This is a genomic window from Anaerolactibacter massiliensis, from assembly GCF_900290205.1.
In the GTDB taxonomy this organism is placed as follows: Bacteria; Bacillota_I; Bacilli_A; order Erysipelotrichales; family Erysipelotrichaceae; genus Bulleidia; species Bulleidia intestinalis.
The window spans coordinates 152,989-172,840 of the sequence record NZ_OLMH01000001.1; the positions used below are offsets into that span (position 1 = coordinate 152,989).

Genomic DNA, 19,852 nt, shown 5'->3' on the forward strand with positions numbered 1-19,852 from the left:
CTCTCTATGATTCCGATGGTATCACAGCACCAAGATCTGCAGCGTGCTTCCGTGCCTTTTCTGCAGACCTGGCCATCATGCGGTCATACTTTGCCTGTTCCCTGGAAAGGTATTCCTGGTATTCCTGCTCAGAAAGATTGTTCAGATAGACGGCAAAGTCCATCGGTGTCTTTCTGCCGCGGTTCCATTGCGGCCGTTCAAAGTTGTAATAGTCAATGTAGTCATTGATTTTCTGCCGGATCTCAGACGTATCATGGGCATCGGAGAAGTCAGCTTCATCTTTCATATGCCCGAAGAAGGATTCCATGGATGCGTTATCCCAGCAGTTTCCACGCCGTGACATGGACTGAACGAATCCCATCTTCTTCAGCTTCTTCTGAAACGCATCGGAAAGATACAGTGCCCCCTGATCGGAATGAAATACCATTCCTGTCGAACAGACGGTATTCTGATCCTGATCTTTCATGATTCCGCTCAGCATCTCATCAGTAAGGTTCAGATCCTGTGTATCGCTTACTGCAGAAGACAGAATCAGGCCGGAAACACTGTCTTTGATCGGAGAGTAATAGGAAGTATTTCCCCGGCAGTCTTTGATATAGGTGACATCTGTCATGACCTGTTCATAAGGTTTCCCAAGACGAAATCTGCGCTTCAGCACATTCTCTTTCCGGTTCCTCTGAAGCAGTTCTCTGGCTGCCTGCCTGGATTTCTTCGGTGCTCTGACCGTACACAGCAGTCCGGCCTTTCTCATCAGCCTCTGAACTTTCTTGCGGTTCATGACCGTCTTCTGCAGCTTCGGCATCATCATGGTCACCATGCGGGTTCCTTTCGGATATCCGCGGTATTCAATCACTTTCCTGATCCGTTCAATGTCTTTCTCATCCTGACGCTGTTTTCCGTTGGAAACATAGTATCTCAGACGATAGAAGCGAGAGTGGCTGAAGCCGAGGATTCTGCACGCACCGCTGATCGAGAATCCTCTGACGTAAGGGAAGGCTTTCACCTGATCATGAATGAGATCACACACTTTCCGGAGAGTCTCCGGAGAAGTAATACGAAGGCTTTCTCTTAGCTCACTCATTTTTCTCTCTTCCATCTTCTCCATCAGCTCGCACAGTTTCTTCGCGGTGCTGAGATCCAGAGCGGCAAGATGAACCTTTCTGTTAACACGATCCGGCTTCCAGTGCAGAAGCTTATATCGAATCCGCATCAGTTCTCCCGCGCTGAGCAAGTCTGCAGGAATCTCAAATACCTGCATTACATCCAGAATCGGAAGGTCTCTGATCAGATAAGCACATTCATAGAATTCTGATCGGAGGGAAAGTTTTTTCCGGGTGACTGTTCTGACCCAGGAACAGCTCTTCAGTTCAGAAATCACTTCATCGGAACGGAAAAATTTACCCGTAACAGGTAATTTTCCTTCCAGAAGGAGTTTAAGCCTATGGATTCTCTGATAACCGATCCGGTTCGGATCAATGCCGTGCTCCTTCAGAAGCGTTCTAAGGTCAGTGCCAGGATATCTCCTTATCGCTTCTTTAACGAACGCATCTGAAAAAGAGATGCCGCCACGAGCTCTGACGAATACTCCGGTGTCAATGAGCAGCTGGATTTCTTCTTCTGAAAGCTTCGGCGCAGAAACAGAAATCGAAGGCCCATTTCCATTGGTGGGGTGACCATGTTTTCTGAAATTCTCAGTCAGTTTCTTAATCACTTGGTTCCCTATCATTTTCGTGGAGATTCCATTGTTCTCCAGGAACTTGCGGATCTCGTGATGAGAGACATACCAGTCATACATCCGGCATCTGAACTCATAGGTGAATGCGATGTGATTCGTCCGGATGAATTTCACATTCGGATTAGCCTGGAGAATCTGGATTTCCTCTGGAGAGAAGAATACATAATCAGTTTTAGGATTGCGTTTTCTGGATTTTCTGCCCATAAAAATGGCCCCTGCAGGAGGACCTCAGCACTGTCAGAGTGCTGTCCTTTCTACAGGGACCACTTTAGCATGATGTCACAGTCTCTTTTCTTCTTCTGCGCGATGTTTATCTTTACAGTTTCACAACGTTGGAAGCCTGCGGGCCGCGGTCGCTCTGCGTGATGTCGAACTGAACAGACTGTCCTTCATCAAGAGTCTTGAAGCCTTCGCCCTGGATTGCAGAATAATGAACGAATACGTCCTTGCCATCATCAGTTGTGATGAAGCCGTATCCCTTCTCTGCATTGAACCACTTTACCTTGCCTGTAGCCATTACTCTAAAAAATCTCCTTTTCAATTGTACTCGGCCTCTAAACAAAAATTCCATGCTTCAATCGAACTTCGATTTCTGCATGAAATCTTGGTTGAGCTTGAATACAGTTATTAATTTAACATTTCTTTGAAAGACATACAAGTGTTTTTTCATAGAGGGAAAGTGAAAAAAATTACATTCCTATGCGGTTTTCGGCGTCTCGTATCTTTTCAAAGGAGCGTTTCTTTACTATAATATTTTCACGAAAAGCGACGAAAAGAAGAGTAGTCCGGAAGAAGGTCTTCCAGAGAGCAGAAATCTGGTGAAAATCTGCGGCAGGAATCCGGATGAAGATGGCCTTGGAGCTGATTCTGTGAAGAGCAGAGTCCGGGGATTGCCCGTTAACGCGCATGGAGTGGTCTGAGCAATCAGGCAAGACAAAGGTGGTACCGCGTGCAAGGCGTCCTTTCGCAGGGCGTTTTTCTTTTTGAAATTCCAGGGAGGTGGAAACCATGGAGAATAAGGGACCTTATTACATTACTACTGCGATTGCCTATACTTCCGGCAAACCGCATATCGGAAATGTCTACGAAATCGTACTGGCAGATTCCATTGCCCGCTACAAGCGGCAGATCGGCTATGATGTCCGTTTCCAGACCGGAACAGATGAGCATGGTCAGAAAGTAGAAGAGAAGGCAAAGCAGGCAGGCGTATCCCCGAAAGAGTTCGTGGATAAAGTATCTGCAGAGATCCGTCAGCAGTTCGATGTCATGAATCTCTCTTATGACAAGTTCATCCGCACGACGGATGAGGATCATGAGCGGTCGGTGCAGCATATTTTCAAGAAGCTGTATGACCAGGGTGATATCTACAAAGGCAAGTACAAGGGAATGTACTGTCAGGAGTGCGAGGCATTCTATACAAAGAGCCAGCTGACGGCAGATGGAAAGTGCCCGGTCTGCGGTTCTGATGTCAAGCCGATGGAAGAAGAAGCATACTTCTTCCGCATGAGCAAATATGCGCCGAGACTGATTCAGTATATTGAAGATCATCCGGAGTTCATTCAGCCGGAGAGCCGCAAGAACGAGATGATCAACAACTTCCTGAAGCCGGGTCTGCAGGATCTCTGTGTTTCGAGAACCAGCTTCACGTGGGGCATTCCGGTTTCGTTTGATCCGAAGCATGTGATCTATGTATGGATTGATGCGCTTTCCAACTATATTACCGGTCTTGGCTATGATCCGGATGAGCCATATACTGAGCTCTACAAGAAGTACTGGCCGGCAGATCTGCATCTGGTCGGAAAGGATATCATCCGCTTCCATACCATCTACTGGCCGATCATGTTAATGGCACTTGGCGAACCGCTGCCGAAACAGGTATTCGGTCATCCGTGGCTGCTGACTGGCTCGGATAAGATGTCGAAGTCCAAGGGAAATGTCATCTATGCAGATGATCTGGTAAATCTGTTCGGTGTTGATGCGGTGAGATACATCATGCTGCATGAGATGCCGTTTGCTCAGGATGGTCATGTTTCCTATGAGCTGATGATTGACCGGATCAATTCCAATCTGGCTAATAACCTGGGCAATCTCGTCAACCGCACGATTTCCATGCAGAACAAGTATTTCAATGGCAAGGTGACGAATCCTGGTGTTTCTGAACCGGTGGATGAGGAACTGAAGCAGAAAGCAATGGAAACCGTGAAGACGGTTGATGCCAAGATGAGCGAGCTCAGAGTGGCTGATTCGATCGATGCGATTTTCGAGCTGCTGAATCGCAGCAACAAGTATATTGATGAAACCACGCCATGGAGCCTGGCTAAGGATTCCGAGAAGGTTTCCCGCCTGGCTACGGTGCTCTACAATCTGCTTGAAGCCATCCGTATTTCTGCAGTTCTTCTGAGACCGTATCTCCCGGAGACAAGCGAGAAGATTCTTGATCAGCTGAATACGCAGAAGCGTGACTATGATTCCATTCAGGAATGGGGCCGGATGGAGACTCTGATCTCCGTGACTCCGACTCCGGAAATTCTCTTCCGGAGACTGGATGAGAAAGAAGTCATGGCCAAGGTTGCGGTCATTGAAGAGAAGCAGCAGGAAGCAATGCGCAAGCTGAAGGCAGAGACTGAAAAGAAGCCGGAAATTGCCATGGAAGACTTCGGCAAGCTCGATTTAAGAGTAGGCAAGGTGCTCTCCTGTGAGAAGCATCCGAAGGCTGATACCCTGCTGATCGAGAAAGTAGATCTTGGCAATGGCGATATCCGTCAGATCGTATCGGGTCTTGCCGGAAGCTATACGCCTGGCCAGATGATCGGCAAGAGCATCGTTGTGATTGCCAACCTCAAGCCTGCAGTCATCCGCGGGGTAGAAAGCCAGGGAATGCTGCTGGCAGGAAAGAACAAAGACGAGATTGCAGTCGTCGAAGTAAACGGTCTTGAGCCGGGCACAAGAATTCAGTAAAACGAATTGTTCAGAATTTCTGAACAGTGCACTTGATCAGGTGTTATCTGCGAAAAAAAAGAAGCCGGATTTGCGGGAAGTCATGATTCCTGTGAATCCGGCTTTTTCTGTTCCTGTTGACATCAGATAATACAGATGGTACAGTTCAATCAGATAGTACAGATAAGACAGATGATCGAAGGGAGGCCGCATGTTCTTATTGAATATTCAGAGCAAAGTTCCGATCTTTGAACAGATTGAGACACAGATCATGCGTTTCATAGAAACGGGTGTGCTGGCACCTGGGGATCGGCTGCCATCGGTGAGGCAGATGGCGATTGATAACGGGATTAATCCTAATACCGTTGCCAAGGCTTATGCAAAGCTCGAGCAGGATGGCTATGTCAATAACATCCCGAAGAAAGGGGTTTATGTGGCAGAAGTGAAGCAGACACGGATGATCGATGATCGGGTAATGGCTGTCATGAAACAGTGGAGAGAGGAAGGAATCGCAAAAGAGACGATTCTGACATGCGCAGATGCTGCATATGGGGAGAAGACAGATGCTGAAAATTGAAAATGTATATAAAAACTTCGGAACAACTGAAGTTCTGAAAGGATTGAATCTGGCCGTACAGGAAGGTTCCGTCTTTGGCCTCGTCGGGGTCAACGGGGCAGGCAAAAGCACGCTGCTGAGACTGATCTCCGGTGTCTATGAAGCAGATCAAGGTACCGTTTCTTTCAATGACCATGATACATTCCGGGATCCGAATATCCGCCAATCCATCTCCTTTGTCAGTGATGAGCCTTATTATCCGATCGGGGCGACGATTACGTCGATGAAGAATTTCTATGCTTCACTCTATCAGTTCGATGAGGCGTCATTCCGGAAGTACTGTGAGATCTTCGGGCTGAATCCATCGATGCGGATTCTGAACCTGTCCAAAGGGATGAAGCGAAGAGCAGCCTTGCTGTTTGCGCTTTGCACGCATCCGAAGCTATTGCTGCTGGATGAGGCTTACGATGGTCTGGAGCCGATTGCCCGGCTGCATTTCAAGCAGATTCTTGCAGATCTGGTGGAGGATGAGAAACTGACGGTAATCATTTCGTCGCATAATCTGCGGGAACTGGAAGACATCTGCGACAGCTATGGCATTCTGGAAGATGGTGTGATGCTCACGTACGGAGACCTGATCGCTTCCCGTGAGAATATCAATAAATATCAGGCTGCCTTTGCTGGCAATGTGCCGGCAGATGTATTCAAGGATCTGGATGTGCTGCATCTGGAGATTGAAGGGCGTGTCGTCAAGGCGGTCATCCGGGGCAGTCAGAGTGAGGTTCAGAAGAAGATCGAAGCGCTGAAGCCGGTGCTGATCGATGTGCTGCCGGTGAGCTTTGAAGAACTGTTTATCTATGAAGTGGAAAAGAAGGGAGAGCATCATGAATAAAAGCTATTTCCGATTTCTTGTGCGGTATCATCGGGTGCCGCTGGTGTTCTTCTTTATCTTCTACATGACGATTGCGCTGTCTTCCTTCATGACAGGTCCGTCTCTTTATGCACCGGATCACGGAATGAATTCGATTCTGTCCAGTACGTTTACGGCATGCATGGTCATGAGCGTTCTGCTGACGTTCGGCATTCCCATTTATCTCTTCACCTGGATGCACACCAAGAAGAGCTGCGATGTCTACGGAGCTCTTCCTTATACGCGGAAAGAGATGCTGGTAACGTCAATGACTGCTGCCTTCCTTGTCTGTTTCGGATTCTTTTTCCTTGGAACAATTATTCCAGCGATCATCGGGCTGGCACACGGGGAGCTGTATCTGTCTGGCTATCTGATTGCACTAGCAGAGATGGCCCTGGGAAGTGCGGTCCTGCTATTGTTCAATACCGGGTTATATCTGGTTGCCAACAATGCACTGGATGGAGTGGTCATGCTGGGAGCGTATCATTTTCTGCCGGTGATGATCATGCTGACGGCAGGAAATGTGTTTTCGAGCCTTGTGGCAGGGCTCAGCACTCCTGACCTGGAGAAGATCAGCTGGCTGTCACCAGTCTACACAACAGGCAGTCTGGTGAGCAGTGCTATTTCAGATGCACTGCCGGTAAATCTGAATGTGCTTGGGCAGGATTCCCTGCTTCCTCGGACACTGATCCTCATCGGGTTCCTGCTGGTTTCCATTCTCCTTCTGAAGGCAAATTATCTTGACCGCAGACTTGAGCGGGCTGAACAGCTTTCAGACAATACTCTTGCATATCCGCTGGTGATCCGGATTTATACGGCACTGTGTCTTCTGATCCTGGCAGCAGGCACGTTCAGAGGCGATGTGGAATTCATGATGTTTATCCTGATCTTTGCGGCATTCCTGGTCTCGCAGTTTGTATATCGGAGAACGATCCGGCCGAACTGGAAGATGATCATCCAGTTTCTGATTCTGACGGCGAGTGCATTTGCGATCGCTGGCATCGGCTGGCAGACGAAAGGATTTTTCATGGCAGAGCGGCCGATTGATTACAGCAATGCACAGTCGATTTCCTATTATACGTGGAACGATGATGATGAAGGCAGCGTAACTTTGGAAATAGATCTGAAGGTTGATGACAGCGATACACAGGCCGCAGAAATGTTAGATAAGCTGCGTCAGAAAAGCATCGATGAATTTTACGGCAGAAGGGAAGAACAGGAAGACGATCTGGAGAATCAGTTCTCCAGCTATGGCACGCTCTCCATTGAAACAGATGAGGGAAGCTGGACCTATGACATCAATGCGGCAGATGCGCTTTCCATCGATGATCTTTGCACACTGGCAAAGTACGGCACCCTGTCAATCGATCAGTATTCTTATTCCTCGGGTATGGAGAAAGAGCTTACGCTCGATGAATATCGTGAGCTGATCGGAAAGTAAATATGAATCTTCGTCTGAATCAACGAGACCGGATTGTCTATGCGGATGGCGAGGCATTGCATCTGACGAAAAGTGAGTGCGGCATCCTGTCGGTGCTGATGGCGCACCCGGACTGTGTCGTGAGCAGTGAGCAGATCTACCGCGAAGTCTTTGCCCAGGAGCCCTATGCATGCAGAGGAACGATCTATGTCCATGTGCGTCATCTGCGTGCAAAGATTGAGCAGGATCCCGATTGTCCGCAACATATCCTGATGGCCTGGGGCAAGGGGTATCTGTATCATCCCTGATCCGGAAGAAGGCAGATCATCCTGCAAACGATTTGCCAGCAGAAAAGCATCGGGCAGATTATATGAACTGGTCTGTCCGATGCTTTTTCTGCGTGAGATTATTCATCCATTAAGATTCTGCAAGCATCATTGCCCGGTTATAAGAAACCTGCTGTGCGTCATTCAGCCGACTGACCACTTCCTGGGGTTCTTCATCCGGATAGATCTGCTGCAGAAATTCTTTCAGTTCGGGAGTGTCAAATTGGTAGAGAACAGGGTCATAAATAGAAGAAATCTCCATCTCAAGTGCGGCTGGTTCTTCCCGATAGGCATCAGAGATCTTCCAGCAGCTGAAATCCGCAGTAGTGAAAGTATAGACACTGCTGAGCGAATTGCCTTTGATATCACCGATATATTCTGCGCCGATTTCAAGAAGCTTCTGACATCCCGAATTGCAGGTAAGAGAAAGACCATCAGAGTTCAGATCAGAAATGCTGCAATCCTGGACAATTTCAATTTCCTGTTTATCCAGAGTTCCTTCATAAATCTGTTCAACCTGAACTTTCAGAAGAATCGAACGTCCGGCAGTTCTGAAGGATAGCGGACGAAATCGTATTACTGTACCATCAGAATCAAATAAGCCTGCATATTCTTCAGGGTTGCGAAGCAGAGAATCAGCTGTGCCCAGCACATTCAGAGATTCGGAAATAGTCAGATCATCTGTGATTTCTGCTTGCGGCCTGACCTCCTTTGAAAGAATCCTTCCGAACAGAATACTGCACGCAGGAAACAGCAGAAGCCATGCATACTTCAGCTTTTTCAGATGCGGCATATATGATGCTCCTCGATTTCGTAGATTTCATCAGAAAGCATTTCAACTTCTGCTGCGTCATGGTTGACGTAGAGGATCAGTCTTCCTTCCTCTCTCAGCTTCATCAGAAGGCTCATCAGCAATTCTTTTGATTTTCTGTCAAGACTGTTGGAAACCTCATCCAGAAGCAGAATCTGCTGTTCTTCCATGATTGCCTGAATGATCGCAAGCTTCTGCTTCATTCCAAGGGAATACTTTCCGACCGGCATATTTCTTGCTGAATAGATTCCGAAAGTCCTCATCCACTGAAGCATCTCTTCTTTTGTGACCTTTTTGCGGAATCCTGCCAGATATTTCAGATTCTCCAATCCGGAAAATGATTCAATGAAAGAAGGCTTTTCGATACTGACGCCGATATTATTCTGATAGACGTCCGTGCGCAGAACAGGCTTTCCATTAATCTTGATTCTGCCAGCATCCGGAGTCATAAGGCCGCAGATGCATTTGAGCAGAACCGACTTTCCGCTTCCGTTCGGACCAGTCAGTCCGATGATCTTTCCGCCTGTCACATGCATGTCTGCATGGTCGAATATGACAAGCCCATTGAATCCTTTGCATAGTCCGCAGATCTCAATCTCCGGCATCCTCGCTACCTCCTTTTCCGGCATTCAGAATGATTGCAATTGCAAAGCCAAGACACCCGCATAGCATTGCAAGAGACAGCGGGGTGTATTCGAATAGATTGACTCCTTCGATAAATGCAGAAAGAATCCGCAGAAACAATTCTGCTGTAAGAGTGATCAGCAGTGCATTGACGTATCTGCCAGACATGCAGAAGAGAAAATCTTTCAGCAGTGTCCAGAAACATGACCATAGCAGAATCTTCATCATGCAGAATGACCAATTGGTGATACTGCCTGCAAAAAGATCAAACACCAGCAGAGGAATGAAGCTGATCAGAAAATACAAGAAGCAGATCAGCAGATCCAGCTCCACCATGGTAAACATGGTATCACGCTTTCCATGCATGCGTACATGGACATACTGTGAGTGTGTTAAACGATAGGCAGACGTCTCATTGATGATCATCATGGGGATCGGGATCAGCGTGAAGATGCTCTCGGTGTAATAGATCGAGATCATTTCAGCAACCGGAGAACTTAACCCTGGAATCAATACGGAAGCGATCAGTACCAGATTGCATAGCAAGAGGATCCTGGTCATCCTGAATTTCAGAATCCATTTCATATCGCGATGTCCTGGTCTGACCGCTTGCGAATGACACGGCATAGCAGAACCACAAGAAGAATCGGAATCAGAAGACGAAACAGACTATCCATTGCAAATCCGAGCGGACTGCTTCTGGCAAGGATCTGAGCAGAATCCGAATAATTCACCAATGTTCCGATTCCAGAAATCGAGGTGGCGATAATCGAATCGAGAATCATGACCAGAAATGGAGCACAGCGGATCAGGACACCGTTAGAAGAATAGGTCGAGATCAGAAACCCGCAGAGAGAGAATGCAATATTGTAAATGCAGATCACTGCAACGTAGTAGCTGATAAAGATAAAAGGATGACTGAAATAGGCCAGAGAAAACTCGACTCTGGAAGAAGGAATTGATACCACCGCTGCCATCGATGGATCGGCGGACTTCATCGTAATAAATAGACATCCAGCCGCACTCAGAAAAAACAGAACCACATCCAGAGCGGTATTTCTGATTACTTCATTTCTTTTCCGGAGAAGGAAAGGTTTCTGAGGAGTTCGCACAAACAGATACTGGGCAGAAGGACGATAGAACGCAAACATATTCCCATTCAGAAATCCGCATAGCAGGGGAATCCCCCAGATCATGAAGTTAGGAATCAGATTCGCTGCTGAATAATTGAGGATATACCAGTCAAACATTCTGATATACTGTGCCCCATACTTCTTCTTCATGTCGAGAATCATGATCCACTGAGCAATGAATCCGGCTGAAATGATAATTGCAAGACGTAAAGCTCGTTTCTCTTTTTTTGAATGAGACATGAGTGCTCCTTTCCAGACCAGATCCTGGCAGCATGCGTTTCTGAAGTTCTAAGAACGTTTTCTGCCGCAAGTTGTTTTATATGATCAGGTGTTCTTTTCATCTGAAGGATTGAGTGCATTCATGAGAATAGGCCTCCCTCTTCAGAAAAAGGATATCGGTGCTTGCGATAGGAATGATCATGTCTGAATCAGCCGATATCCCATACCGTTTCATGAAAAGGCCTATCTATACTTGTAAGGAAAATACATCCTTTCAAATAATGCCTTCATGTGACTCCATATATGTGAATGCACTGTAAAAGCAGAATACGCAAGCCAGAGGTAATGTGATTCTGTAATAAACTGACATAATATTAGCTCAGCTAGGATCAACGTTCTTAAGGCGTACCTGTATCTTCGTTTTTCGATATTTCCGGAAGTCTGGCTGATAATAACCGTGGAAGGAAAGCGAGGCGGATTCAGCTTTTCCAACGAAGATCATAAAGTGAGCTATTAGTGAAAATAAATAAGCTGAAATGGATTTCATAATTTAAATAATAATTGAGAAAACTGACTTCAGTGATGGCTTGTGATGAAATGGCGAAAAACGTGATGAACGGTTTACTCTGTCTGTTAAACTGAAATCAATGATTGAAAAACTGGCAGACCATATCGCGGATCAAATCGATTCACAGCTGCAATTGAGTGATGCTGATAGAGAGAATCTATTCAGAAGGATCCTAGTAGTCTTATGTGATGCGGCTGATTTTTTTCCTATCCTTGTATTGTCTTTCATTTTGAATACAACAGGTACGGTGGCGTTTTATATCCTGCTTTCTTCTGCGCTTCGGCATTATTTTGGCGGGATGCATGCAAAAACATTGCCGAGATGTGTCTGCACAGGACTGATAATATATTATGCATGCATGGTATCAGTTCGGCTAATCAATCAGATATGCTTTATTTCAAGCTTTGGAGTTGCTTCTTTCTGCTTCCTGGCAAAAGAAAGCAGAAAGGGAAAGACATTCAGACAATCCATAAGATTGAAATTGAATGTTCCAGGTTTATCTGTCATAGTTAAATGAAAATGTCCCACACGTGATCAAATGAAAATGTCCCATTGATTTCATGTCTCTTCCGAACTAATGCATTCATCTGGAGGTGATCCAGATGAAGAAGATCAAAGACAAAGTCAAGGCTCTGGAATTACTGCAGCAGAGGGATTCAAACCCTAAGATTACATGCCAGTGGATAGCTGATCAATGCGGTTACAGCAGGAAGCAGATTGAACGATTGTCTGCCGAGAGAAAGGAAAAGGATACGTCCGCTATCCTAACTCACGGCAATACCGGAAGAAAGCCGGCAACCACTGCCTCCGACCAAGAGATCAGGTACCTTGAGGAACTTAAGAAGACGTATCCGTCAATCACCATAGCACAATTCAGAGATATCTATCTGGAAGACGTCATCAGAAACAAAGATATGGAAGCTGACGTGGTGAAGTATGGGCTGAAGGAACGCAGCAGATCCTGGTTCCGCGAACTGTTTGTCAGAGAAGGATGGAAGTCCCCTGCAGATAAACCGATCAGAATGGATGGCTCCCGCGTCACGCATTCAACGAGGCCTCCAAGAGCACATATGGGAGAACTGATCCAGATTGATGGAACTCCGTACGACTGGTTCAACGACGGAAGAGACTATGTACTGCATCTGGCTGTGGATGATGCCAGTACCAGAGTGCTTGCAGGATACTTCATGCCTGAAGAATGTGCACGCGGATATGCCCGTATGATGAAGCTTGTTCTGGAGAATTACGGTATTCCGGAAGCGCTGTATTCGGATAAATTCTCAGTGTTTCGCAGCGTTAAGGCAGGTACACCGACACAGTTTGCCAGAATGATGGATAAGCTGGGAGTAACGATGATCTTTGCGAATTCTTCCCAGGCAAAGGAGCGTGTGGAACGCTATAACGGCACCGCGCAGATGAGGCTTCCGAATGATTTGATTCGATGGAAGATTCCTCATAACTACGACTTTCTGAATGACTGGTTCAACAGGAAATATCGGCTCTATCTGAATATGAAATTCTCATATCCGGTGAAGGATCCGAACGATCTGTTCCGCCCAGTACCTGCTGACTTCAACTATTCGAAAATCTTCAGAGCTGAGTATCCGAGGCAGATCAGGAACAACGTATTCTCAATGGGAAACAGTCTGTATACAGCAGTTACAAGCGATGGAGAGGTAGTCCGCTTCAATCAGAAGCAGAGTATTACAGTTTATGAAGATGCGATCACAGAAGAGATCTACATTGAAAGATACGGAAAGCATTACACATGCATGAAGGTTGGGGAGCGGAAGCGCGACAGAATCTATTCAGTAAATAACGAGAAAGAACTTCAGAAAGTTCTCAATGAGATGGCGGAGGAGAAAAACAAATGATTGTGATATATAAAAGCTTTATAACAAGATGGGACATTTTAAAAAAATCTTAACATGTTCCAGGTTTATCAGGAAAAACAATTCTGCTTCTGATACTTCCATTTATGATGGCGATACTATCACTTTATGACAGAATCTTTGTAAGAATTGCGGTATATCTGCTCACTATTACAGCGATTCAGGTATTATTACAGAAAGAGGGGATTAATAAGTGAGATGGAGCCTTTAAAAGTCGCAATCATTGATGATGAAAAGAATGATATTGAAATAATCAATGAAAAGATCAATTCGATTTCGAAAAAGAAAAATATTCCATTTAGCTGTTCCTCATTTCTGAGTTCGGATTTACTTCCGGAGATGCCGTTTGATCTCTATGTCATCGATATTGATATGCCGGAGATATCCGGATTTGAGTTATCCAGGAAGCTGTCGGCATCTTATCCGTTCAGCAAAATGATCTTCTGTACCAATCACAATGATCTCGTATTCAGTGCGTTTGAAATCAACACGTTTTATTTTGTCAGGAAAGATCATCTGGAAGAAGATCTCAGAAAAGCATTTGATAAATACTTCAGAACATGTTATCTCGGCATTTTTCAGGTGAATGATAATCGTCGTATTCCGCTGGCAAAGATTTTATTTCTGGAAATTTCAGGAAATAATCTGACGATTACCTTTCAGGATGGCAAAGAAATAGAGACACGAAAAACACTGAAGTCAGCATTAGAACAGTTCCCATCTGATCAGTTTATTCAGATCTCAAAATTCTGTGTGGTTAATCTCAGCTATGTGCAGGATGTCAGCGGGATGGATTGCATATTGAGTAATGGGAAAAAACTTCAGATCTCCAGATCAAGGAAAAAAGCAGTTCTGGAGAAGTTCGATCAATTCCTGGCAAGCAGATTATGAATGCTTTTAATACGGTGATCAATTTATATGAGACGTTCCTATTCGCTGCCCTGTTTTATCGTGTTTCAGATAGCTCCTCCAGGCAGAAACTTATCCCATGCGGAATATACTGGATTTTCACCTTCATTTTCGTGCAATATGCAAATCGAGTATCGATTACACTTGGATTTTATCAGCTAATTGTGGATGGGGCCGGAATCATGTGCTTGCTTGCGGCTTCAAAAAAACGATTCAGCCAATGCCTGATTCTTGCTGTGCTGCCAGACTTGCTGGTTGCCGTTTTCAATACAACTATTGCCGTGATGGGGTCGATTATTCTGTTCCATGAAGTTGATGGACCAAGGCTGGTGAGTTCATATTCTGTGCAGATGACTGTACTGACAAAGATTGCTGAAACCTTTATGTTTTCAGCAATAGCAAGAGTCCTGAAGAGGAAATCGGTTATTCAGCTGAATGCACTTGAGGAGTATCTGATCGGAAGCATGCTTATTCTGTGTGTTGCAATCATTGATTCTATTGAAGCGATGCTCTTCTATAAAGCTTATGATCCTGCAAGTCTTGCGGTTACTATTTTCTGCATCGGCACATTATCATTGCTGGTAATCGTGGTGCTTGTACATTTCAATCAGAGAAATACACTGCTGCAGCAACAGCAGAAAGAAAATATGATGATTTCTTCCGAGCTATTATCGGCAAAAGGCAAAGTACGTGCGCAGTCAGACTTGCTTTCTCTTCGTCATGACTTATCACATGTGATCACGCTCCTTCAGAATCAGTATGCGGACGATGAAAACATCATAGCATTATCCGAAAAGCTGAAAGAGACGGATATTCCGGTATCGACTCCAAGTTCTGCAGTCAATCTGATCTTGAATGCAGAACGTCATAAAGCAGCACAGAATCAAATCGAAGTGAGCTATGTGCTGAATATTCCGGAGAAACCATTCGTGACGGATGATGATCTTTATGTTCTACTAGTCAATCTGATGGATAATGCAATCGAACATATCGGGGCAGAACGACGCATAAAGCTGGAAATTTTCTCAAACAGAGAAAGGTTTATAGTGAAAATAGAAAATTCAGCAGAAGCAGACACTGCTGAAGTAAAGAATTCAGAAAGCCACGGATTCGGACTTTCGGCAATACGATCAATTACGTCCAGATATGGCGGAACTTGTTCATTTCAAAAAGAGAATGAGGAGTTCGTGGCATTCGCTGTTCTGCATCATAACGAAGAATAGAGATAAAACTCAGTGCTGGATTCCAGATACTATCTGAAATCCCTTGTGATAAGTTGCTGATTATCGGGATAACATGCATAAAAGAAACTGCGACAATGAAGTAAACTATGCATATGAACACGAATGAAATAGATAATGTATTTATGGAATCTGTTCCAATTCGATGCTAACAATTCAATAAAAATGCATGTTGAATATGAGATTGCACAGAATTGATATAGTCACATAGATCGAAGAAGAATGGAGGTTATGATGAGAAGAACCGGCATTCAATGAATCCCGGGATATTCTCCCGGGACAGTATTGATTCATTCAATTTCTCTGACATCAGATTCAGGATTAGGAAAGGGACGATTATGAGGAAACTCAGAAGAGTCCTCAACGTGGTATTGCTTTCGCTTTCTATCTTCTGTGTGCCGGTTCTTGCTAGAGATACAGATGTGAATCTGGTAAATTTCTATATTCCTGCACAACAGAAACTCGCGGAATATTACCTCGATGCTTATTGCCATGGAAGGTATCTCTTTGTAAACCTGGTGAAAACGGGGAGTAAAACTGACAAAGTAAATTTCCGGGCGGTTGACAGCTCTGAAACACAGCTGACTACTTGGGGAATGGCAGCAGAAGGAGGAGGAAAGGCAACTGCTGTCTTCACTGATAACAGAGTTGAAAGAACAGTCCACAAAGTATATTTCAAGAGTGCCGAATACAATTGGGGCGGATATACCATCAACGGCACGATGACATACTAGAAAGTGAAAGGGGCTGCTTGCATAGAGCCCTTTTAGGTAAAGAGATGAAGAATAGAATTGTTGATCCAGATAAATGGTTGACGGTTATGGCATTGGCGTTTGGTATAGAGATTTATCGGTTCTTGTCTCAGCGGAACATTCCGGATCTTTCTGCTCTGGATTTCTATGTGCTGAATGCACTGAACAGCTCTCTGGTTGAGAACCTGCTCTGCTGGCTGGTGCCGCTGCTTGCGGCATTCGCCTGCGGCAAGCAGTTCAATGCGTATTATCCGCTCAGAAAAGCAATCTTCACTAGAACGGATCGGAAGAAGTTCGTTCTGCAGAAGGCGGCAGAGTCAGCAGTAAGTTCATTTCTTCTGGTGCTGTTTTTCTATCTCTGCTGTTTTCTCTTTGATGTGATTATTGCAGAAACTGCCTGCCCGGGAATCCATTTCGGGGTTTCTCTGAATCCGGACAGCGTGATGTTTCCGGAATTGTATTATGCACATCCGATCCTCTATTTAGCTTATTATGTGCTGATGATTTCCGGATATGCAGCTGCTTTCGGCATGGCCGGTTTCCTGATCAGCTGCTTTACCAGAAACAGGGTTGCCGTTGCGATTGGTCCGTTTGCGGTAATGATTGTTCTTTCGATCGGACTGATGGTGATTCCGAATGGATATGGGGCGCTGTTTGATTTCACTTCCGTTTCGCTGCTTCGTAAAAGCACTCTGAACTATGTTTCCAAGCCTGTTCAGTCCTTTTTCAATTTTATCGGCCCGATGATCTATCTTGTGTTTTTCCGGCTGCTGATCAGGACCGCTTCCGGAAAGGAGAAGCTATGGCAATAGAATGTTTCCGGCTCCTGCAGAAAATCAGACGGTTTCAGATTCTGCTGATTGTTTCTCTGATCCTTGTGATTTCTGCATATCTGTTTGCAGTCTATGGCTGGAATAGCAGGGATTCATTTCTGTTTGCGATCAATGATTATATTCTGCCGCTGATGATGATACCGCTGTATTTCATTGCATGCATGGAAGCAGATCATGTTCTTCATCTGCAGTCTGTACAGGTCAGAAGAGATCGTACTGGCAGGAAGATGGATCAGTTTCTGACAGAGATGCTCATTCTTGCTGAGTACATGGCTCTTTATCTGGTTCTTCCAGTCATGATCGCAGGGTTTCAGTCACCGATGGTTTCCTGGTTTCTGAACAGCAGTCTTTGCATGATGCTGTTTGCCGGAGCTCTCAGACTGATGCTGATGCAGGTGGTGAATTGCAGCACGGCAGCGTTTCTGGCAGTTCTGATTCATATTGTGCTGAAAGTGATCAACAACTGGGTGTTCCTTGCCGGGACTCCCTTGCTGGATACTCCGGCAGGAGTATGGATCCGCTGGGGAATCAGTATCTTGGGTTATTTCTTATTTTTAATGAACAGGAAGTGGGACTATGATCAGAAGAGAACTGACGCTGACTGAGGTCGGCAAGCGATTCGGAAACCAGGAAATTCTCCGGAATGTGAATCTCTCGATCTCCGGAGGAACCGTAATGGGATTGAAGGGAAGAAACGGCTCCGGGAAATCCGTGCTGCTGAAATGCATGTGCGGACTGATGGCACCTTCAGAAGGAACCATTACGTATAACGGGAAAGCCGTTTCTTCAGATACGATTTCTGATTTCAATTTCGGCGTGTCCATTGAGAAGCCGGAACTGATCAATGATCTCAGCGGACTTGCTAATATCAGGTTTCTGGCTTCTTTCCGCAAAGTGGTTTCAAATGCGCAGATTCAGGCCTGGTTTGAACGGTTCGGACTGAGCTCTGCTAGGAACAAGAAGGCTGGAGACTATTCCCTCGGGATGAAGCAGAAGCTGATGCTGATTCAGGCATTCATGGAAGATCCGGATGTGATTCTGCTGGATGAGGTCACGAATAGTCTGGATCTGCAGTCAAGAGAGATTCTGTTTGACGTGATCCGGGAAGAACGAGTAAAGGGAAAAGTGATCCTGCTGGTAGATCATGACCTGGAAGAACTGAAGGAGATCAGCGATTCCATCATCACGATCGAGAAAGGAGAGATCCGGCCATGGGATTTCAGAAAATAGCTGGAGGACTGCTGGTATTCTCTCTGCTTTCTGCAGGCGGAGGATACTTTCTGCGCGGGAGCTACCCGATCACACCATCTGAGGAACTGGAACAGGTTTATCCGGTCACAGTAAGTCCGCTTGCTGCTGTGTTTTCGTATACAGATCACACAGAAGAATATGGCAGTTCCTTTCTGCAGGGAGAAATCATTGAAGGAACTCCATTATCCAGAAAATGTTCCGGAACTTCCATCATCACCACCGTACAGGTCAGCCAGGTATTTTCAGGAGAACTGGAAGCAGGAAAGATGATTCAGGTCATTGAACCATATTCGCTGGCTGGAGAGATGGAATCCACTTATTCGGGATATCTTCCGATGATGATGAACCAGGAGTATCTGCTGAATCTTTCCAGGCTTTCCGGAAATCTGTATGCCATCCGGGCAAATGAGCTTGGGTGCTATCCTGCAGCCGCCTTCAGTACCATAGAGCTGAGTGAGGACATGACGCTTGGGGCAGATCGGCAGTATGAGACAGTTCTGGTACTTTCAGAGAACTATGATTCGGAGGTTCTGTCTGCTTCAGAAACAGATGGATACCGGCAGGCAAGAAAGGATTCCATGCAGAGAGCTGAAAGTTATCTTGGAACTGATGCCGGATGATTTCAGCATCCCTTTTCGGGTATAACCGTTCTTAGCTTGTGTATATGATGCACAGGCTTTTTCTTGTTTTCGTTCTGATTCAGTGGATCATTCTGTCTGTGCATTCGCTTCTCTTTGCATCATGGCACAAAATGAAGTGATGATGGGACTTGACACTCCCACAGGCTTCAGCCGTGGGAGTGTCAATTGCAGGAAGAGTCGTCTGGTGCGAAGGCTCCTATGGCTCTGGCAATCCGCACAAGCGGTTCCGTGCAGAATCCGGTCTTCGGGAATACCAGAATGACGGCTGGTGTTTTATACTTTTGCTATGAAGAAATTTACGGTGATTGCACGCCCGGATCCGGAATCCGAGAGATTGAAAAAAGAACTGATCCAGCGCCTGAATGGGAAGGATCATGTGCTGGATGAAGAACATCCTGAGATCGTCTTCGTAGTCGGAGGGGATGGAACGTTCCTCTATGCGATTCACTATTATCTGGAACAGCTGGATCACGTGCAGTTCTATGGGATTCATACCGGGACGCTGGGATTCTATACGGATTATCATGATGGCGAATTTAAATTATTCCTGAATGCATATCTGAATGGCTCATGCTGGGAGAAAGACTATCCGATGCTGAGAGCGGATACGGATCTCGGCACATATTATGGAGTCAATGAGATCCGGGTAGAGAATGCGGCAAGAACGCAGGATATGAATGTCATCATCAATGGCAGGAAGTTCGAGGAGTTCAGAGGTACTGGATTATGTATCTCTACTCAGCTGGGCAGTACTGCATATAATCGCTCGCTTGGCGGAGCGGTGATCCAGGATGGTCTGGATCTGATCCAGATGTCCGAGATCGGCGGAATTCATCATAATAAATATCGTTCTCTCGGAGCTTCGTTCGTGATGAAGCGGGAGACGGAAATCAGACTGGAGTCTCATAGTTTCACAGGAGCGCTTCTGGGAGCGGATTCTGAGGTGTTCAGCATGGATGCGATGCATGAAGTGAAGATTGCTGTTTCAGACCATAAGAAGGTCAGAATGCTGAAGAGCAGAGATATCTCCTATTTTGATCGTCTGCAGAGTCTGTTCTAGGGACTGAAGAATCATGATAAAATAGGTCAATAAG

The 19,852-nt window shown here is 45.7% G+C and carries 22 protein-coding genes and 1 other annotated feature; of the genes, 15 read left to right on the forward strand and 7 right to left on the reverse strand.

The features are described from left to right. Positions 1-4: 4 nt before the first annotated feature. Entirely contained in the window at positions 5-1,939 is a 1,935-nt protein-coding gene (locus C7E00_RS00820; protein WP_105302474.1) for an IS3 family transposase, read from the reverse strand. 112 nt (positions 1,940-2,051) lie between these two features. Beyond that, the gene (locus tag C7E00_RS00825) at positions 2,052-2,252 is read right to left on the reverse strand and encodes a cold-shock protein (protein WP_105302475.1); all 201 of its coding nucleotides are present in this window, start codon (positions 2,250-2,252) and stop codon (positions 2,052-2,054) included. Positions 2,253-2,494: 242 nt separating this feature from the next. Then, positions 2,495-2,702: a binding site (T-box leader), on the forward strand. A gap of 41 nt (positions 2,703-2,743) precedes the next feature. Between C7E00_RS00825 and metG the strand changes: the two genes are divergently transcribed. From metG to C7E00_RS00855, 5 genes are all read left to right on the forward strand, one after another. Continuing rightward, positions 2,744-4,693 (forward strand): methionine--tRNA ligase, encoded by a 1,950-nt coding sequence (gene metG / locus C7E00_RS00835; protein WP_105302477.1) that lies wholly within the window; start codon positions 2,744-2,746, stop codon positions 4,691-4,693. Positions 4,694-4,883: 190 nt separating this feature from the next. Then, positions 4,884-5,249, forward strand: coding sequence for a GntR family transcriptional regulator (locus C7E00_RS00840; protein WP_105302478.1), 366 nt, complete (start codon positions 4,884-4,886; stop codon positions 5,247-5,249). Next, entirely contained in the window at positions 5,236-6,120 is an 885-nt protein-coding gene (locus tag C7E00_RS00845; RefSeq protein WP_167836405.1) for an ABC transporter ATP-binding protein, read from the forward strand. The genes C7E00_RS00840 and C7E00_RS00845 overlap by 14 nt, the downstream gene beginning before the upstream one ends. Next, complete coding sequence (locus C7E00_RS00850) at positions 6,113-7,579, forward strand: hypothetical protein (RefSeq protein WP_135358120.1); 1,467 nt, start codon at positions 6,113-6,115, stop codon at positions 7,577-7,579. The genes C7E00_RS00845 and C7E00_RS00850 overlap by 8 nt, the downstream gene beginning before the upstream one ends. A gap of 2 nt (positions 7,580-7,581) precedes the next feature. Continuing rightward, positions 7,582-7,866 (forward strand): winged helix-turn-helix domain-containing protein, encoded by a 285-nt coding sequence (locus tag C7E00_RS00855; RefSeq protein ID WP_105302481.1) that lies wholly within the window; start codon positions 7,582-7,584, stop codon positions 7,864-7,866. A 109-nt stretch (positions 7,867-7,975) separates the two neighbouring features. Here the strand turns inward: C7E00_RS00855 and C7E00_RS00860 are convergent, their stop codons facing one another. The 5 genes from C7E00_RS00860 to C7E00_RS16710 all read right to left on the reverse strand — a co-directional run bounded on the left by C7E00_RS00860 (position 7,976) and on the right by C7E00_RS16710 (position 11,218). Then, positions 7,976-8,677, reverse strand: a complete 702-nt coding sequence (locus C7E00_RS00860) for a hypothetical protein (RefSeq protein WP_105302482.1) — start codon at positions 8,675-8,677, stop codon at positions 7,976-7,978. Next, positions 8,665-9,300 carry an ATP-binding cassette domain-containing protein gene (locus tag C7E00_RS00865; protein WP_167836406.1) on the reverse strand — a complete coding sequence of 212 codons (636 nt, stop codon included), beginning with the start codon at positions 9,298-9,300 and terminating at the stop codon, positions 8,665-8,667. The genes C7E00_RS00860 and C7E00_RS00865 overlap by 13 nt, the downstream gene beginning before the upstream one ends. Then, positions 9,287-9,904 carry a hypothetical protein gene (locus tag C7E00_RS00870; protein ID WP_105302484.1) on the reverse strand — a complete coding sequence of 206 codons (618 nt, stop codon included), beginning with the start codon at positions 9,902-9,904 and terminating at the stop codon, positions 9,287-9,289. The genes C7E00_RS00865 and C7E00_RS00870 overlap by 14 nt, the downstream gene beginning before the upstream one ends. Further along, a complete protein-coding gene (locus tag C7E00_RS00875; RefSeq protein WP_105302485.1) occupies positions 9,901-10,692 on the reverse strand; it encodes a hypothetical protein in 792 nt (263 codons plus the stop codon). Before C7E00_RS00875 ends, C7E00_RS00870 begins: the two co-directional genes overlap by 4 nt. 358 nt (positions 10,693-11,050) lie before the next feature. Continuing rightward, on the reverse strand, positions 11,051-11,218 hold the full coding sequence (locus C7E00_RS16710) for an AgrD family cyclic lactone autoinducer peptide (protein WP_135358121.1): 168 nt from the start codon (positions 11,216-11,218) through the stop codon (positions 11,051-11,053). Positions 11,219-11,318: 100 nt separating this feature from the next. On the opposite strand from C7E00_RS16710, the gene C7E00_RS16715 reads away from it, so the two are divergent. From C7E00_RS16715 to C7E00_RS00925, 10 genes are all read left to right on the forward strand, one after another. Then, positions 11,319-11,756, forward strand: coding sequence for an accessory gene regulator B family protein (locus C7E00_RS16715; RefSeq protein WP_105302486.1), 438 nt, complete (start codon positions 11,319-11,321; stop codon positions 11,754-11,756). Positions 11,757-11,841: 85 nt separating this feature from the next. Further along, complete coding sequence (locus tag C7E00_RS00885) at positions 11,842-13,113, forward strand: DDE-type integrase/transposase/recombinase (protein WP_105302487.1); 1,272 nt, start codon at positions 11,842-11,844, stop codon at positions 13,111-13,113. A gap of 216 nt (positions 13,114-13,329) precedes the next feature. After that, positions 13,330-14,022 carry a LytR/AlgR family response regulator transcription factor gene (locus tag C7E00_RS00890; protein ID WP_105302488.1) on the forward strand — a complete coding sequence of 231 codons (693 nt, stop codon included), beginning with the start codon at positions 13,330-13,332 and terminating at the stop codon, positions 14,020-14,022. A gap of 401 nt (positions 14,023-14,423) precedes the next feature. Then, positions 14,424-15,263, forward strand: coding sequence for a GHKL domain-containing protein (locus C7E00_RS00895; RefSeq protein ID WP_167836408.1), 840 nt, complete (start codon positions 14,424-14,426; stop codon positions 15,261-15,263). 356 nt (positions 15,264-15,619) lie between these two features. Then, positions 15,620-16,015, forward strand: a complete 396-nt coding sequence (locus C7E00_RS00900; RefSeq protein WP_135358122.1) for a hypothetical protein — start codon at positions 15,620-15,622, stop codon at positions 16,013-16,015. A gap of 122 nt (positions 16,016-16,137) precedes the next feature. Next, complete coding sequence (locus tag C7E00_RS00905) at positions 16,138-16,845, forward strand: hypothetical protein (protein WP_105302491.1); 708 nt, start codon at positions 16,138-16,140, stop codon at positions 16,843-16,845. Beyond that, the gene (locus C7E00_RS00910) at positions 16,836-17,471 is read left to right on the forward strand and encodes a hypothetical protein (protein WP_105302492.1); all 636 of its coding nucleotides are present in this window, start codon (positions 16,836-16,838) and stop codon (positions 17,469-17,471) included. Before C7E00_RS00905 ends, C7E00_RS00910 begins: the two co-directional genes overlap by 10 nt. Then, positions 17,443-18,096, forward strand: coding sequence for an ABC transporter ATP-binding protein (locus tag C7E00_RS00915; protein ID WP_105302493.1), 654 nt, complete (start codon positions 17,443-17,445; stop codon positions 18,094-18,096). Before C7E00_RS00910 ends, C7E00_RS00915 begins: the two co-directional genes overlap by 29 nt. Beyond that, positions 18,078-18,737, forward strand: coding sequence for a hypothetical protein (locus C7E00_RS00920; RefSeq protein ID WP_105302494.1), 660 nt, complete (start codon positions 18,078-18,080; stop codon positions 18,735-18,737). Before C7E00_RS00915 ends, C7E00_RS00920 begins: the two co-directional genes overlap by 19 nt. Before the next feature lie 307 nt (positions 18,738-19,044). Beyond that, the gene (locus C7E00_RS00925) at positions 19,045-19,818 is read left to right on the forward strand and encodes an NAD kinase (protein WP_105302495.1); all 774 of its coding nucleotides are present in this window, start codon (positions 19,045-19,047) and stop codon (positions 19,816-19,818) included. Positions 19,819-19,852 lie beyond the last annotated feature (34 nt).